The sequence below is a fragment of the Acidovorax sp. CCYZU-2555 genome (genome assembly GCF_018413525.1).
In the GTDB taxonomy this organism is placed as follows: domain Bacteria; phylum Pseudomonadota; class Gammaproteobacteria; order Burkholderiales; family Burkholderiaceae_C; genus Comamonas.
Map to the genome: position 1 here is coordinate 19,290 of NZ_JAHCDD010000038.1, position 15,110 is coordinate 34,399.

Genomic DNA, 15,110 nt, shown 5'->3' on the forward strand with positions numbered 1-15,110 from the left:
GTTCGTGGTGAGCCTCCCTCGCCGGGCGCGTCGAACCATGAACGGCCTGCCCTCATTTGTAAGCCGGCCGTTCATCCTTCGACAAGCTCAGGACGAACGGAACTCCACAAATAAATAGCCTGATTTCACCATGACCACAACCGCCGCCCACCAACTCCCCGAACAACTGCCCGAACTCGACTGGATCGCCGACCCGCTGCGCGTGGGCCGGCTGTCGCAGGACTTCGCCTGGTTCAGCCCGGTGCTCAAGCGCGAGCTGGCCGGCAAGCGCGCCGACATCGCCGTGCGCCCGCGCAGCGAAGAGGAAATCCGCCAGGTCGTCGCGGCCTGCGCCAGCGCGGGCATTCCGCTCACCGTGCGCGGCAGCGGCACGGGCAACTACGGCCAGTGCACGCCGCTGCAGGGCGGCGTGATCCTCGACCTGTCGGGCTACAACGCGTTCGGCTGGGTGCGCGCCGGCGTGGGCCGGGCCCAGGCCGGCATACGCCTGGCCGACTTCGACGCCCGGGCCAAGCCGCTGGGACAGGAACTGCGCTGGCTGCCATCGACCTACCGCAGCGCGACGCTGGGCGGGTTGTTCGGCGGGGGCTTTGGCGGCGCGGGCTCGATCAACCACGGCCCGCTGGCCGCGCCGGGCAATGTGCTGGCCGTGCGCGCCATGACCGTCGAGGCCGAGCCGCAGATCATCGAGCTGCGCGGCGCCGAAGCCATGCTGCTGCACCACACGTACGGCACCAACGGCATCGTGCTCGAACTCGAAGTCGCGCTCACGCCCACCGTCGCCTGGACCGAATGCATTGCCACTTTCGACGACTTTGATGCGGCGCTCGAATTCGCCGACCGCTTCGGCAGCGCGCCCGGCCTCGAGAAGAAGGAAGTCTGCTTTCTGGCCGCGCCGATTCCCGAATACTTCACCAGCCTGGCCGAACACCTGCCCGCGGGCTGCCATGCGGTGCTGCTGGTGGTCGCACCGCATTCCGAGGCCGGCATGCGCGACATGGTGGCCAAGCACGGCGGCCAGGTCACCTACCGCAAGACCGCCGATGAAGTGAAGGCCGGCAACAAGACGCTGATCGAATTCACCTGGAACCACACGACGCTGCACGCCTTGAAAGTCGACAAGGGCCTGACCTATATCCAGAGCGGCTTCAACCCCGCGCGGCGCATCGAACAGGTCAAGGCGCTGGAAGCCGCGCTGGGCGGCGAAGTGATGATGCACCTTGAGTTCCTGCGCACCAAGGAAGGCGCGTTCAACTGCAGCGGGCTGCAGATCATCCGCTACACCACCGAGGAGCGGCTCAACCAGATCATGCAGATCTACCGCGAGCACGGCGTGCAGATCAACAACCCGCATGTCTACATTGTCGAGGACGGCAAGCAAAACAACCTCGACCCGGCCGTGGTCGCCACCAAGCAGCGCTTCGATCCGCTGGGCCTGCTCAATCCGGGCAAGCTGCGCAGCTGGCAAGCCGTGCAGCCGCTGCGCCAGACGGCATAGAAACGCGCGGTTTCAGTCCACCTTCACCTTGGCGTTCTTCACGACGTCGGCCATGCGCTGCAGCTCCGAGCGCATGAAGGCGGCGGTGGCCTCGGGCGGGGTGAGCTTGATTTCATAGCCCTGGGCAACCAGCGCATTGCGCGCCTCGGGCTGGGCCAGCGCCTGCTGGAACGCATGGTGCAGGCGGTTGCGTTCGGCCATGGGCAGGTCCTTGGGGCCTATGGCCGCGATCCAGCCCTCGAGCGCGTATTCGGGCAGGCCCTGCTCGGCAATCGTCGGCAGATCGGGCATGGAAGGCACGCGCTGCGCCGTGGTCACGCCCAGGGCGCGCAGCATGCCGCTCTTGATGTGCGGCGCCGCGGGCGCAAGCGCCACCACGCCCCACTGGACCTGGCCGCTGAGCAGGTCGTTCATCAGCATGCCCATGCCCTTGTAGGGTATGTGCTTGATGTCCAGCCTGGCCTGATCGACCAGCATGGCCGCGCCCAGATGCAAGATGGTGCCGTTGCCCGACGAGCCGTAATTGAGCGTTCCCGGCTTGGCCCGCGCCAGCGCCACGAGTTCCTGGATATTGCGCGCCGGCACGGACGGATTGGCGACCAGCACAAACGGCGTCGCGCCAATGATGGTGATGGGCGCGATGTCCTGGATGGCGTCAAACGGAATCGAGGGATAGACGCTGGGATTGACCACATGATTGTTCGAGACCACGCCGATCATCGAGCCGTCCTTGGGCCCGCGCACGATCTGCGCCGTGCCCGTGATGCCGCCCGCGCCCGGCAGGTTCTCTATCACCACGGGATGGCCTGCGGCCTTGGCCAGCTGGGTGCTGATCGCGCGGATCGCGCCGTCGGCGCCCGAGCCCGCCGACAGCGGCAGGATCACGCGCAGCGGCTTGTCGGACTGGGCCAGGGCGCCCAAGGGGGCCAGCAGACCGGCGGCAGCCAGCGCAAGAATGCCGCGGCGGGAATTCGTGGGAAATTGCATTTTTTGTCTCCAGCTCTTTGTTATGAATACAAAAAAGCCTGCGCACCGCGCAGGCTTGAGGGACGCTACACCACGGCGCCCGCAGCTTCCATGGCCGTGACCTCGTGCGGACCGTAGCCCAGCGACTCCAGCAGCTGGCGCGTGTGCTCACCCAGCGTCGGCGGGTTGTGGCGAATGCCCGGGCGCTGGCCGTCCATGCGTATCGGCAGCAGCGTGGTGCGCGCCGTCTGGCCCGCGCGCTCGCCATCGGTGAGCGTGATCTCGGCCAGGCCGCCCGTGGCATTGAGATGCGGGTCGTCAAACAACTCCTCGGGCCGCACGATGGGCGCATAGGGCAGGCCGTTGCGCTCGAAGATTTCCGACAGCTGCTGCGTGCTGAAAGCCGCCAGGCGGCGGCGCAGCTCGGGCAGCAGCGTGGGGCGCGCGCGCACGCGCTCGTTGTTGCTCGCGTAGGCGGGGTTGGCCTGCAGATCGGCAAAACCCATGGCCGTACACAGCGTGTTCCACTGCGCGTCGCTCACGGCCGCGAGGAAGATCTGGCCCTCATCCTTGACGCTGAACACGTCATAGACCGCCCAGGCCGAAATGCGCTCGGGCATGGGCGCGGCGGCCTCGCCCGTGACGGCGTACTGCATCATGTGCTGGCCGACCAGGAACACATTGTTCTCGAACAGCGCCGAATCGACTTCCTGGCCCCGGCCCGTGATGCCGCGCTGCATCAGCGCGGCCATGGCGCCGATCGCCCCGAACATGCCGCCCATGATGTCGTTGACGCTCGCGCCCGCGCGCAGCGGGTCGCCGGGGCGGCCCGTCATATAGGCCAGCCCGCCCATCATCTGCACCACTTCGTCGAGCGCCGTGCGCTTTTCGTAGGGACCGGGCAGAAAGCCCGCGTGGTTCACATAGATGAGGCGTTCGTTGAGGCGTGACAGCGCGCGGTAATCAAGCCCGTACTTGGTCATCACGCCGGGCTTGAAGTTCTGCACCACCACGTCGGCCGACGAGGCCAGGCGTATCGCGGCCTGCAGGCCGTCGGGGTGGCGCAGGTCGAGCGCAATGCTTTTCTTGTTGCGGTTGAACATCGGGAAGAAGCCCGCGCCCGCGCCCAGCAGGTGGCGCGTGCGGTCGCCTTCGACGGGCTCGACCTTGATCACTTCGGCGCCCAGATCGGCCAATACCATGCCGCAGGTCGGTCCCATCACCATATGGGAAAACTCCACCACCCGCAGTCCTGCCAGCGGCAGCGCAGCCGCGCCAGCCTTCGAATTCTCAGTCATCGCATTCCATCCAAAACCGGCTCAGGCAGCCACTGCCGCCACGCCATTGAGCACCTGCGGCAGACCTGCCTGCCACAGCACACCATGCAGGGTTTCCCCCGGCAACCAGGCCTCGAGTCGCCGGCGCAATGCCAACAAGGCCTGGACATCCAATCCCGTGACCACGCCCATGCGTTCGAGCATGAACGCCAGGTCTTCGGTCGTCACATTGCCGCTGGCGCCAGGCGCGTGCGGACAGCCGCCAATGCCGGCCAGGCAGGCATCGAAACGATCGATTCCCGTCTGCCAGGCCGCATAGGCATTGGCCAGGCCCATGCCGCGCGTATCGTGAAAATGCGCGCAGGCCAGCTTGTCGCCCACTTCGCGGCGCGCGCTTTCAAACAGCCGGCGCACGCTCTCGGGGTCGGCAAAACCCACGGTATCGGCCAGGCTCACGCGGTCCGCGCCCGCATCGAGCAGCGCGACCATGAGCCGCAGCACTTCGCCGGGAGCGACTTCGCCCTGCAGCGTACAGCCAAATGCGGTACCCACACCGCCTTCGATCAGCGTCGCATGGCCGCCCGCGTCGCGCTCGGCGCGGATGCGCGCGACTTCGGCGACCACTTCATCGGGCGTCTTGCGCAGATTCGCGAGGCTGTGCGCATGGCTGGCCGACAGCGGCACCACCAGCAGATCGGCACCGCATTCGAGCGCGCGCTGCGCGCCCTTGAGATTGGGCACCAGCACCGAGGCGAACAGGCCGGGCAGCGTCTTCGCATGCGCCAAGACCTCGGCGGTATCGGCGAGCTGCGGCAGCAGGCGCGCGGGCACGAACGAGCCGACTTCGATCTCGCGCTGGCCCGCGGCGTAGGCGGCGTCTATCCAGGCGATCTTGTGCGCCGTGGGCATGGTGGGCGCGAGGCTTTGCAGGCCGTCGCGCAGACCGACTTCGCGCACGACGGCGCGGCGCGGGCCAGGAGCCAAGGAAGCAGTCGACGGCATGCGGTCTCCAAATCGTTAACGTTAGGGAATGCGAGGATTCTAGGAATTCCTGATCGGAACGGATAATCAATTTTGGAACTTCTAGCCTTCCCAAATGGAATACCTCGGATGCGCGACCTCGACTTGACGACCCTGCGGCTGTTCATCGCCGTCTGCGAGCAGCGCAGCATCACCGCCGCGGGCCTGCGCCAGGCCATGGTCGGCTCGGCGATCAGCAAGCGCCTGGCCCAGCTCGAGCACCAGGTCGGCACGCAGCTGCTGGTGCGCAAGCGCCGCGGCGTCGCCCCCACGCCCGCGGGCGAAACCCTGCTCGAACATGCGCGCGCGCTGCTGGCGCGCAGCGAACTGATAGCGCGCGACATGGCGGGCTATGCCCAGGGCACGCGCGGACATGTGCGGCTGCTGGTCACGGCGTCGGTCATGGCCGAGTCGCTGGCCGACGATGTCGCGGCCTTTCTCAAGCACCCCGACCACGGCCAGATCCAGGTCAGCCTCGAGGAACGCGTAAGCCCCGAAGTCGCGCGCGGCGTGCGCGACGGCAGCGCGTCGGTGGGCATCTGCTGGGACGCGGCCGACCTCGAAGGCCTGCAGACCCAGTCGTACCGCGGCGACCACCTGGCCATCTGCGCGCATGCGAGCCACCCCATCGCGGCGCGCGCGCAAGTGCATTTCGCCGAAGTGCTCGACTATGAATACGTGAGCATGCCCGCGCTCAGCGCCGTGCAGCAGTTGCTCACGCGCACCGCGGCCGTCGAAGGCAAGGTATTGCAGCACCGCATGCAGGTGTCGCACTTCGATGCCGCGCTGCGCGTGGTGCGCGCCAACCTCGCGATCAGCGTGATGCCGGCTGAAATCGCCGAACCTTTCGCCCAGGCCTACGGCCTGAGGCTGGTACCGCTGGCCGACGACTGGGCGCAGCGGCGCTTCGCGATCTGCTACCGCAGCCAGGACCAATTGAGCCCGGCCGCGCGGCTGCTGGTCGCGCATCTGCATGCCTGCGGGCCAGGCGCAGAAACCGCGCAATGAGGGCTTGCGCGCCATCGTGGCTTGGCAGCAACAATTGGCTGGAATTTGCGCATTTTGGAACCTCTGCGCCTGATGGGCGTGGCTTTGGAGCTATTAAACTTGTAGCAAGATACTTTCCACGCTATAGTCAATCACGACTTGGCGAAGCTGGCCAACGCCTCGCTCAACCCCCATCGCGCAAGGAGAAGCGTCCATGAGCCCCAAGGAAAATGTCGCCATCAACCAGCTGTTCGAGCGGCTCGAATGCCGTTACGCACTGCGGGTGCTGTGGGCGCTCCGGGATGGCCACCCCCAGACGTTTCGCCTGCTGCAGGACAGCGTGGGAGGCATCACGCCCAACACGCTGAACACCCGCATCAAGGAGTTGCGCGAATGCGGTTTGCTCGAGCACGGCAGCGATGGCTACATCGTGACGCTGTCGGGCCAGGATCTGCTCAAACGACTCAGCGATGTACAGGCTTTTGCCAACCGCTGGGTCGCGGCGCGCGCCAAGAAGTAAAGTACGGCATGGCGACGCGCGGACTTCCCGTCCGCGGTCATGTGCCTGTTCCGGGCACTTTTACAGACGCATATTTCAAGGATTTCTCATGGCTTTCACCACCACCGCATCCGGCCTGCAATTCGAAGACACCGTTGTGGGCGACGGCGCTGAAGCCAAGCGCGGCGGCAACGTCACGGTGCACTACACCGGCTGGCTTTACAACGAAGGCGTGCAAGGCGCCAAGTTCGACTCGAGCAAGGACCGCAAGGACCCCTTCGTCTTCGCCCTGGGCGCAGGCATGGTCATCAAGGGCTGGGACGAAGGCGTGCAGGGCATGAAGGTCGGCGGCGCACGCACGCTGATCATCCCCGCAGCCCTGGGCTATGGCGCACGCGGCGCCGGCGGCGTGATCCCCCCGAACGCCACGCTCAAGTTCGACGTCGAGTTGCTGGCGGTATAAAAAGCACCCCCTGAGACGCTACGCCGGACGGCCGGCCCCGTCTTCCCCCTCTCAACCTTCGGTGGAGGGGGACGGCAGCCTCGCTGCGGGGCGGCCCTTGCTCGCTGCCCCCATGCTGGGGCACGCCAGTTTCAAAGCCGTACGCCCTGAGCCTGCCTACGCGGCCCGGTTAAAGGGCCACCAGCTCAGCGCAGAAATGAAAAAAGCGGCCCAGGCCGCTTTTTTCATGGGGCAACCGCTTTTTAACGGTCAGCCAACTGCTGCCAGGTGGCAACGACGCTGTCAGGGTTCAGCGAGATCGACGAGATGTTCAGGTCGGCGAGCCACAGCGCGAAGTCGGGGTGGTCCGATGGGCCCTGACCGCAGATGCCCACGTACTTGCCCTTGGCCAGGCAGGCCGCGATCACGCGCTCGAGCAGCTTCTTGACCGCGGGATCGCGTTCGTCGAAGTCGGCGGCCAGCAGTTCCAGGCCGGAATCGCGGTCCAGGCCCAGCGTCAGCTGGGTCAGGTCGTTGGAGCCGATGGAGAAGCCGTCGAAATGCTCGAGGAACTCGTCGGCCAGGATGGCGTTCGAGGGCACTTCGCACATCATGATCAGCTTCAGGCCGTTGTCACCGCGCTTGAGACCGTTGTCGGCCAGCAGCTGGTTGACGCGCTCGGCTTGCTTCAAGGTGCGCACGAAGGGGATCATGATCTGCACGTTCGTCAGACCCATGTCTTCGCGCACACGGCGCAGGGCTTCGCATTCCATCTTGAACGCTTCGCCGAAGTCGGCGCTGATGTAGCGCGCCGCGCCGCGGAAGCCCAGCATCGGGTTCTCTTCCTCGGGCTCGTAGCGGCTGCCGCCGATCAGCTTGCGGTACTCGTTGGACTTGAAGTCCGACATGCGCACGATGACGGGCTTGGGGTAGAACGCCGCGGCAATGGTTGCCACGCCTTCGGCGACCTTGTCGACATAGAAAGCGCGCGGAGAAGCATGGCCGCGGGCCACGGATTCGACGGCCTTCTTCAGGTCGGCATCAACAGCGGGGTAGTCAAGGATGGCCTTGGGGTGCACGCCGATGTTGTTGTTGATGATGAATTCGACACGCGCCAGACCCACGCCTTCGTTGGGCAGCTGGGCGAAGTCGAAGGCCAGCTGGGGGTTGCCGACGTTCATCATGATCTTGGTCGAGATCTCGGGCATCGCGCCGCGCTGCACTTCGGTGACTTCGGTTTCGATCAGGCCGTCGTAGATCTTGCCGGTGTCGCCTTCGGCGCAGGACACGGTCACGAGCATGCCGGCCTTGAGCAGGTCGGTCGCATTGCCGCAGCCGACCACGGCCGGAATGCCCAGTTCACGCGCGATGATGGCCGCGTGGCAGGTACGGCCGCCGCGGTTGGTGACGATGGCCGAAGCACGCTTCATCACCGGCTCCCAGTTGGGATCGGTCATGTCGGTGACCAGCACGTCGCCGGCCTGGACCTGGTCCATCTGCGAGATGTCGCTGACCAGACGCACGGGACCGGTACCGATCTTCTGACCGATGGCGCGGCCTTCGGCCAGCACGGAGCCCGTGCCCATGAGCTTGTAGCGCAGTTCGGCCTGGCCCTTGGACTGGCTCTTCACGGTTTCAGGACGTGCCTGCAGGATGTAGATCTGGCCGTCGGTGCCGTCCTTGCCCCACTCGATGTCCATGGGACGGCCGTAGTGGTCTTCGATCACCAGCGCGTAGCGCGCCAGTTGCTCGACGTCGGCGTCGGTCAGCGAGTAGCGGTTGCGCAGCTCGGGAGCGACATCGGTGGTCTTGACCAGCTTGCCGCTCGCGGCCTTCTCTTCGGCCGAAGCGAACACCATCTGCACCAGCTTGGAGCCGAGGTTGCGGCGGATCAGCGCCTTCTTGCCGGCCTTGAGCATGGGCTTGTGCACATAGAACTCGTCGGGGTTCACGGCGCCCTGCACCACGGTCTCGCCCAGGCCGTAGCTCGAGGTGATGAACACCACGTCTTCGAAGCCTGATTCGGTGTCGATGGTGAACATCACGCCGGCCGCACCGGTGTCGGAGCGCACCATGCGCTGCACGCCGGCCGACAGGGCCACGACGTCATGCGCGAAGCCCTTGTGCACGCGGTAGGAAATCGCGCGGTCGTTGTACAACGAGGCGAACACTTCCTTCATCTTGTGCAGCACGTCGTCGATGCCGACCACGTTCAGGAAGGTTTCCTGCTGGCCCGCGAACGATGCGTCGGGCAGATCTTCGGCCGTGGCCGAGGAACGCACGGCGAACGACGCCTGGCTATTGCCCGCGCTCAGCGTGGCGAAAGCTTCGCCAATGGCTTTTTGCAGGTCGGCGGGGAAAGGCTGGTTCTCGACCATGGCGCGGATTTCCGCACCGGCCACGGCCAGCGCGCGCACGTCTTCGATGTCGAGCGCGGCAAGTCGGGCGTTGATGCGATCGGCCAGGCCTTCGAAAGCCAGGAATTCGCGGAACGCGTGGGCCGTGGTCGCGAAGCCCGTGGGGACCTTCACGCCTTCGGGCAATTGGGAGATCATTTCGCCGAGCGAGGCGTTCTTGCCGCCGACCGACTCGACGTCGCTCATTCTCAGTTTCTCGAACGGAACGACCAGGGCGGTCGCTTCAAACAGTGCAGACATGGGAAAGCTCCAAAGTTAAAAACCGCTGCGATCCGCGCCATCCGGTGGCGCGGGTCTGGTCCATGCTGCACTGCGCAGGCTTTGCTCTTCTGGTTGTGGGCCGCCGATGAGCATGAACGTGAAATTGGGAATAATGGGCGCCATTGTAGGCCCGCGTCCGGTTTCCGCGCGTCTGGCTCGTTATTCACTTCATACCCAGAGCACCATGCACACGCGCACCGTATTCCTGATCTCCGACGGCACCGGCATCACCGCCGAGACGTTCGGCAAAGCCCTGATGACGCAATTCGACGTGAGTGCGCGCTTCGTACGCATTCCTTTCGTCGACACGGTGGACAAGGCGCACCAGACCGTGCGCCAAATCAACCACACTGGCGAAGTGGAAGGCAAGAAGCCCATCGTCTTCACCACGCTGGTCGACATGGAAGTGGTCGACGTCATCCGCGACAACTGCAAGGGCATGCTGCTCGACATGTTCGGCACCTTCGTCAATCCGCTGGAGGAAGAGCTGGGCCTCAAGTCCCACCACCGCGTGGGGCGTTTTTCCGACATCAGCCAGAGCAAGGAATATCTGGACCGCATGGAGGCCATCAACTTCAGCCTGGCCCATGACGACGGCCAGACCCACCACGACCTCGCGGGCGCCGACGTGATCCTGGTCGGCGTGAGCCGCAGCGGCAAGACGCCGACCAGCCTCTACCTGGCCATGCAGTTCGGCATGAAGGTCGGCAACTACCCGCTGATTCCCGAAGATTTCGACCGGCGCCAGCTGCCGCCCGCGCTGCTGCCGCTGCGCAAGAAGCTGTTCGGCCTGTCGATAGACCCGCAGCGCCTGTCCGACATCCGCAACGAGCGCCGGCCCAACTCGCGCTACGCCAGCCTCGAAAACTGCCGCCACGAAGTCGCCGAAGCCGAAGCCATGATGCGCCGCACGGGCATTCGCTGGCTGTCGAGCACCAACAAGTCGATCGAGGAAATCGCCACGACCATCCTGCAGGATGTGAAGCCGGAACGCTTGGGCTACTGAAGCCCAACGAAAAAAGGACTGCCGCGGCAGTCCTTTTTTTCACCCGCGGGTGTCAGTGGCGGATCAAGTGATCGAAGGCCGACAGCGCCGCGGTCGCGCCAGCGCCGGCCGCGATGATGATCTGCTTGTACGGCACATCGGTGCAGTCGCCCGCGGCGAATACGCCGGGCACGTTGGTGTGGCCCTTGGCGTCGATGATCACTTCACCGAAGCGTGTCAGCTCGACCGTGCCCTTGAGCCAGTCGGTGTTGGGCAGCAGGCCGATCTGCACGAAGATGCCTTCGAGCGCCACGTCCTTGACTTCACCGGACACACGGTCCTTGTAGGTCAGTCCCGTGACCTTCTTGCCGTCGCCGTTGACCTGCGTGGTCTCGGCGTTGACGATGATGGTCACGTTGGGCAGGCTGCGCAGCTTCTTTTGCAGCACGGCATCGGCGCGCAGTTCTGCGCCGAACTCGAGCAGCGTCACATGCTTGACCAGGCCGGCCAGATCGATCGCGGCTTCGACGCCCGAGTTGCCGCCGCCGATCACGGCCACGGGCTTGCCCTTGAACAGCGGACCGTCGCAGTGCGGGCAATACGTCACGCCCTTGGTACGGTACTGCTCTTCGCCGGGCACGTTCATGTTGCGCCAGCGCGCGCCCGTCGACAGGATCACGGTCTTCGATTGCAGCGTCGCACCCGACTCGAGTTCCACGGTGATCAGGCCGCCCTCTTCCTTGGCCGGCACCAGCGCCTTGGCGCGCTGCAGGTTCATGATGTCGACTTCATAGTCGCGCACATGGCGTTCGAGCGCCGCGGCGAACTGCGGGCCTTCGGTCTTCTGCACCGAGATGAAGTTCTCGATGTCGACGGTGTCGAGCACCTGGCCACCCAGACGTTCGGCCGCAATGCCGGTGCGAATGCCCTTGCGCGCCGCGTAGACCGCCGCCGCCGCGCCGGCCGGGCCGCCGCCGACGATCAGCACGTCGAACGCGTCCTTGGCGCTGATCTTCGCGGCTTCGCGCGCCGCGGCGCCGCTGTCGACCTTGGCGACGATCTCGGCGAGTTCCATGCGGCCCTGGCCGAAGCGCTCGCCGTTGACGAACACCGTGGGCACGCCCATGATTTCGCGCGACTCGACTTCGCTCTGGAACAGGCCGCCGTCGATCGCCGTATGGGTGATGTTGGGGTTGAGCACGCTCATCAGGTTGAGCGCCTGCACCACATCGGGGCAGTTATGGCACGACAGCGAGTAATAGGTCTCGAAGTTCAGCGGCGTGTCGATGCCGCGGATCTGCTCCAGCAGTTCCGCCGATTCCTTCGAAGGGTGGCCGCCGACCTGCAGCAGCGCGAGCACCAGCGAAGTGAATTCATGGCCCAGGGGCACGCCCGCAAAGCGCAGGCCGGTGTCCACGCCGGGGTTGGTGATCAGGAACGAAGGCTTGCGCACATCGGCCGCATTGTTCTCGACCACGGTGATCTTGTCGCTCAGCGCGACCAGATCGGCGAGCAGGGACTTGACTTCGCCAGACGCCTTGCCGTCGTCGAGCGTGGCGACGATTTCGATGGGCTTTTGCACCCGTTCCAGGTATGCCTTGAGTTGGGTCTTGAGGGTGGCGTCGAGCATAATAGTCAAATCCTACTAAAATTTATTATTGATAGCTAAAGTTCAAGTGCTTCAAAAAAAGCCCAGGTCGCCCCGGGCTTTTCAAGGGGCAATTGCTTAGATCTTGCCGACCAGATCCAGCGAAGGAGCCAGCGTGGCTTCGCCTTCGTGCCACTTGGCGGGGCAGACTTCACCGGGGTGAGCGGCGACGTACTGAGCAGCCTTGACCTTGCGCAGCAGTTCGGTGGCGTCACGGCCAATGCCTTCGGCGGTGATTTCCACAGCCTGGATCACGCCTTGGGGGTCGATGATGAAGGTACCGCGGTTGGCCAGGCCCTGGTCGGCGCGCAGGATTTCGAAGTTGTTCGAGATGGCCATGGTCGGGTCGCCGATCATGGTGTACTGGATCTTGGCGATGGTTTCCGATGCATCGTGCCAGGCCTTGTGCACGAAGTGGGTGTCGGTGGACACGGAGAAGATCTCCACGCCCATCTTCTGGAATTCTGCGTGGTGGTCAGCGACGTCGCCCAGCTCGGTGGGGCAGACGAAGGTGAAGTCGGCGGGGTAGAAAACGAACACAGCCCACTTGCCCAGCACGTCCTTTTCAGTGATGTCGATGAACTTGCCGGCCTTGAAAGCGCTGGCCTTGAAAGGTTTGATTTCGGTATTGATAACGGACATGGTTGCTTCCTTAGGTAATGCGACTGAACACAGGTATGAAGTTTAGAGCTTCTACAGGATATATCCAATCAATTGACTTTATTATGTCAATTGAATTTGGCTATCAAATACCATGATTCATAGCCCCTCGACCTGCAGCCGGATAACGAGAACGCGAGTCATCATCAAACGCAGACAGACCGGATTTGCAGGGACAAGCCCTTACAACCATCCTGTGAACAGCGACAATTGGCGCATTCACATAAAGCGAAGGAGTTCCCCATGAAAGGCGATTTACAAGCCATTGCCCACCTGCAGGCACAACTGAAGAATGAGCTGACGGCCATCAATCAGTACTTCCTGCACTACCGCATGTACAAGCACTGGGGCTTCGACAAGCTGGCAAAGAAGGAATACGCAGAGTCGATCGGCGAAATGAAGCACGCCGACTGGCTGATGGACCGCATCTTCACGCTCGACGGCCTGCCCAACCTGCAGGATCTGGGCAAGCTGCAGATCGGCGAAGACGTGCCCGAGTGCCTGGCCTGCGATCTGCGCCTGGAGTTGGGCGCGCAGCAGACCATCAAGGACGGCATTGCCCACTGCGAATCGGTGCGCGACTACGTTTCGCGCGACCTGCTGCAGAAGATCCTCGACGACACGGAAGAGCACATCGACTTCCTCGAAACCCAGATCGACCTGATCGACAAGGTCGGCGTGCAAAACTATCTGCAATCGCAGATGGGTGAGCTGGAATAAAACTTCCACGATGAAAATTGAAAGCGGGCCTGGCCCGCTTTTTTTTCGCCTGCTTGCCCCTGAACGCAACGCAGAGCGCCAATATCGCTATGCTCGCCCCCATGCAGAATCCGCCCGAGACGCCCCCCGCTCCCCCGAAGCAAGCCAACAACCCCTTGCACGGCCTGACGCTGGCCGCCATCGTCGAAGCCTTGCAGGCGCACTATGGCTGGGAAGAGCTTGCGCGGCTGGTGCCCATTCGCTGCTTCCAGAGCCAGCCCAGCGTCAACTCGAGCCTCAAGTTCCTGCGCCAGACGCCCTGGGCGCGCGAGAAGGTCGAAGGCCTGTACCTGTTCATGCTGCGCGAAAAACGCAGAGGCGGCCGCTGAGCGCATCGAACAGGGCGCTCAGAGCGCCGGCTTGTTGACCATCAGGTAGAACACGATGCCCATCGCCGCGAAGGCCGGGTAGCCCAGGCGCTCCCACCAACGCTGGTAGTGCGCATGCAGGGCCGGCAAAGGCTGGCCCGCGGCGAAAGCCTGGCTGGCCAGGCGAGACATCCTGATCTGCAGCCAGACCACGGGCAGCCAGCACAGGCCGGCGAACAGATAGAGCACGATCGACAGCGCAAGCCAGGGCGTGGACAACGGCCAGCCCGCCATGTGCGCCAGCGCCAGCCCCGTGATCGGCTGGACCACCACCGCCGGGCTGGTGAACCACCAGTCGGCGCGCACCACGAGCCGGCTCACGACGGCCTGGGCCGCGACGCTGCCGCTGCGGTTCGTGAAGAACATGTAGAAAGCCGAACCCAGGCCCGTGCCCACGAGCACGACGCTGGAGACAATGTGGATCCACTTGAGCAGCAGGTAAGTGTTCATGCGGTGCGCCGCGCGAGATGCCACAGCACGGCGGCAATGGGCAGATTCTTGAGAAGCGGCCCCAACGGGTGCAGCCACAGCGAAGCTTGCAGCACGGTCGCGGTGATCGTCATGACGACCATCAGCGCCAGCGCCGCGACAAAGACCGCACGGCCGGGCCGCAGCCACAGCGCCAGGCCCATGGCCAGATCCGCAAGGGCCCCGCCCCAGATCAGTGCCAGCACCAGCCATTGCGGCGACGCCAGACCGGCCTGGGCGAGCACGGTGCGGCTTTGTCCGTTCAGCTCGACCAGGCTGACCACGCCTGTGACCAGCCAGACCAGCACCAGGCTCATGCGCAGCAGCCGATCCGGGTCGGCGCCCATGCGGCTCATCCGACCAGACCTTGAGCGCGCTGCCAGGCCACGACCTCGTGCGCATGGCTTTCGAGGAATACCCGCATGCGCTCGAAGCGCTGACGGGTCTGGCGCGCGAACACCCAGTCGACCACCGGCCCGATCAGCCAGTCCACCGGCGCCGGCCCCGATTCGATCGTGTAGATGTAGGTCAGCAGGGACCGCTCCGGCCCCAGGTCTGCATGCTTCATCGACGCCGCCCAGCGGGTGAACGGAAACGACTTGCCGACCATCGTCGCCGCCGCCAGCCGGGGCCGGTCGAACGTGACAAAGCGCGTGCGCATGGAGAGGAATTTCAACCAGCGCCCGCCGGTGTTCTCGGTTTCAGCGCCTACGAACGCACAAGGCGCGCCACCGACCACATGCGCCTGGCCGACCAGCGAATCCCAGCGCGCGCGCCAGGCGTGGTAGTGGAACGTGTCGAAGACCACGTCGGCGGCCGCGGGCATTTCGAACTCGAAGCGGCGATGCGCCATGG

16 protein-coding genes are annotated in these 15,110 nt (G+C 64.6%); 7 read left to right on the top strand and 9 right to left on the bottom strand.

What is annotated here, in order from left to right; translation table 11 throughout:
- Window positions 1-130 precede the first annotated feature (130 nt).
- The gene (locus KHY18_RS14475; protein ID WP_213301048.1) at window positions 131-1,498 is read left to right on the top strand and encodes an FAD-binding oxidoreductase; all 1,368 of its coding nucleotides are present in this window, start codon (window positions 131-133) and stop codon (window positions 1,496-1,498) included.
- Between the two features lie 12 nt (window positions 1,499-1,510).
- Here KHY18_RS14475 and KHY18_RS14480 read toward each other — a convergent pair whose 3' ends face one another.
- The 3 genes from KHY18_RS14480 to KHY18_RS14490 all read right to left on the bottom strand — a co-directional run bounded on the left by KHY18_RS14480 (window position 1,511) and on the right by KHY18_RS14490 (window position 4,743).
- Window positions 1,511-2,485, bottom strand: a complete 975-nt coding sequence (locus KHY18_RS14480) for a Bug family tripartite tricarboxylate transporter substrate binding protein (protein ID WP_213301051.1) — start codon at window positions 2,483-2,485, stop codon at window positions 1,511-1,513.
- 65 nt (window positions 2,486-2,550) lie between these two features.
- On the bottom strand, window positions 2,551-3,762 hold the full coding sequence (locus KHY18_RS14485; RefSeq protein ID WP_213301054.1) for a CaiB/BaiF CoA transferase family protein: 1,212 nt from the start codon (window positions 3,760-3,762) through the stop codon (window positions 2,551-2,553).
- A gap of 21 nt (window positions 3,763-3,783) precedes the next feature.
- Window positions 3,784-4,743: a hydroxymethylglutaryl-CoA lyase gene (locus KHY18_RS14490; RefSeq protein ID WP_213301057.1), complete on the bottom strand. Its 960-nt coding sequence runs from the start codon at window positions 4,741-4,743 to the stop codon at window positions 3,784-3,786.
- Between the two features lie 108 nt (window positions 4,744-4,851).
- Here KHY18_RS14490 and KHY18_RS14495 point away from each other — a divergent pair, with 108 nt between their 5' ends.
- From KHY18_RS14495 to KHY18_RS14505, 3 genes are all read left to right on the top strand, one after another.
- On the top strand, window positions 4,852-5,769 hold the full coding sequence (locus tag KHY18_RS14495; protein ID WP_213301060.1) for a LysR family transcriptional regulator: 918 nt from the start codon (window positions 4,852-4,854) through the stop codon (window positions 5,767-5,769).
- A gap of 193 nt (window positions 5,770-5,962) precedes the next feature.
- On the top strand, window positions 5,963-6,268 hold the full coding sequence (locus KHY18_RS14500) for a winged helix-turn-helix transcriptional regulator (protein ID WP_159914011.1): 306 nt from the start codon (window positions 5,963-5,965) through the stop codon (window positions 6,266-6,268).
- Between the two features lie 88 nt (window positions 6,269-6,356).
- Window positions 6,357-6,710, top strand: coding sequence for an FKBP-type peptidyl-prolyl cis-trans isomerase (locus KHY18_RS14505; RefSeq protein WP_213301062.1), 354 nt, complete (start codon window positions 6,357-6,359; stop codon window positions 6,708-6,710).
- A gap of 242 nt (window positions 6,711-6,952) precedes the next feature.
- Here the strand turns inward: KHY18_RS14505 and ppsA are convergent, their stop codons facing one another.
- A complete protein-coding gene (ppsA, locus tag KHY18_RS14510) occupies window positions 6,953-9,346 on the bottom strand; it encodes a phosphoenolpyruvate synthase (protein WP_213301064.1) in 2,394 nt (797 codons plus the stop codon).
- A 205-nt stretch (window positions 9,347-9,551) separates the two neighbouring features.
- Between ppsA and ppsR the strand changes: the two genes are divergently transcribed.
- A complete protein-coding gene (gene ppsR, locus KHY18_RS14515) occupies window positions 9,552-10,373 on the top strand; it encodes a posphoenolpyruvate synthetase regulatory kinase/phosphorylase PpsR (RefSeq protein ID WP_213301066.1) in 822 nt (273 codons plus the stop codon).
- A gap of 52 nt (window positions 10,374-10,425) precedes the next feature.
- Here the strand turns inward: ppsR and ahpF are convergent, their stop codons facing one another.
- Together ahpF and ahpC are read right to left on the bottom strand one after the other, a co-directional pair.
- Window positions 10,426-11,982, bottom strand: coding sequence for an alkyl hydroperoxide reductase subunit F (ahpF, locus tag KHY18_RS14520; protein ID WP_213301068.1), 1,557 nt, complete (start codon window positions 11,980-11,982; stop codon window positions 10,426-10,428).
- Window positions 11,983-12,078: 96 nt separating this feature from the next.
- A complete protein-coding gene (ahpC, locus tag KHY18_RS14525) occupies window positions 12,079-12,642 on the bottom strand; it encodes an alkyl hydroperoxide reductase subunit C (RefSeq protein ID WP_213301070.1) in 564 nt (187 codons plus the stop codon).
- Between the two features lie 261 nt (window positions 12,643-12,903).
- Between ahpC and bfr the strand changes: the two genes are divergently transcribed.
- Window positions 12,904-13,380 carry a bacterioferritin gene (gene bfr / locus KHY18_RS14530; protein ID WP_213301072.1) on the top strand — a complete coding sequence of 159 codons (477 nt, stop codon included), beginning with the start codon at window positions 12,904-12,906 and terminating at the stop codon, window positions 13,378-13,380.
- A 101-nt stretch (window positions 13,381-13,481) separates the two neighbouring features.
- Complete coding sequence (locus KHY18_RS14535) at window positions 13,482-13,748, top strand: VF530 family protein (protein ID WP_213301074.1); 267 nt, start codon at window positions 13,482-13,484, stop codon at window positions 13,746-13,748.
- 18 nt (window positions 13,749-13,766) lie between these two features.
- Here the strand turns inward: KHY18_RS14535 and KHY18_RS14540 are convergent, their stop codons facing one another.
- From KHY18_RS14540 to KHY18_RS14550, 3 genes are read right to left on the bottom strand one after another with little or no spacing between them, the layout of a single operon-like run.
- The gene (locus KHY18_RS14540) at window positions 13,767-14,237 is read right to left on the bottom strand and encodes a DUF2269 family protein (RefSeq protein ID WP_213301076.1); all 471 of its coding nucleotides are present in this window, start codon (window positions 14,235-14,237) and stop codon (window positions 13,767-13,769) included.
- Window positions 14,234-14,611 carry a DoxX-like family protein gene (locus tag KHY18_RS14545; protein WP_213301079.1) on the bottom strand — a complete coding sequence of 126 codons (378 nt, stop codon included), beginning with the start codon at window positions 14,609-14,611 and terminating at the stop codon, window positions 14,234-14,236. The genes KHY18_RS14540 and KHY18_RS14545 overlap by 4 nt, the downstream gene beginning before the upstream one ends.
- The gene (locus tag KHY18_RS14550) at window positions 14,608-15,108 is read right to left on the bottom strand and encodes an SRPBCC family protein (protein ID WP_213301081.1); all 501 of its coding nucleotides are present in this window, start codon (window positions 15,106-15,108) and stop codon (window positions 14,608-14,610) included. The genes KHY18_RS14545 and KHY18_RS14550 overlap by 4 nt, the downstream gene beginning before the upstream one ends.
- Between the last annotated feature and the right edge of the window lie 2 nt (window positions 15,109-15,110).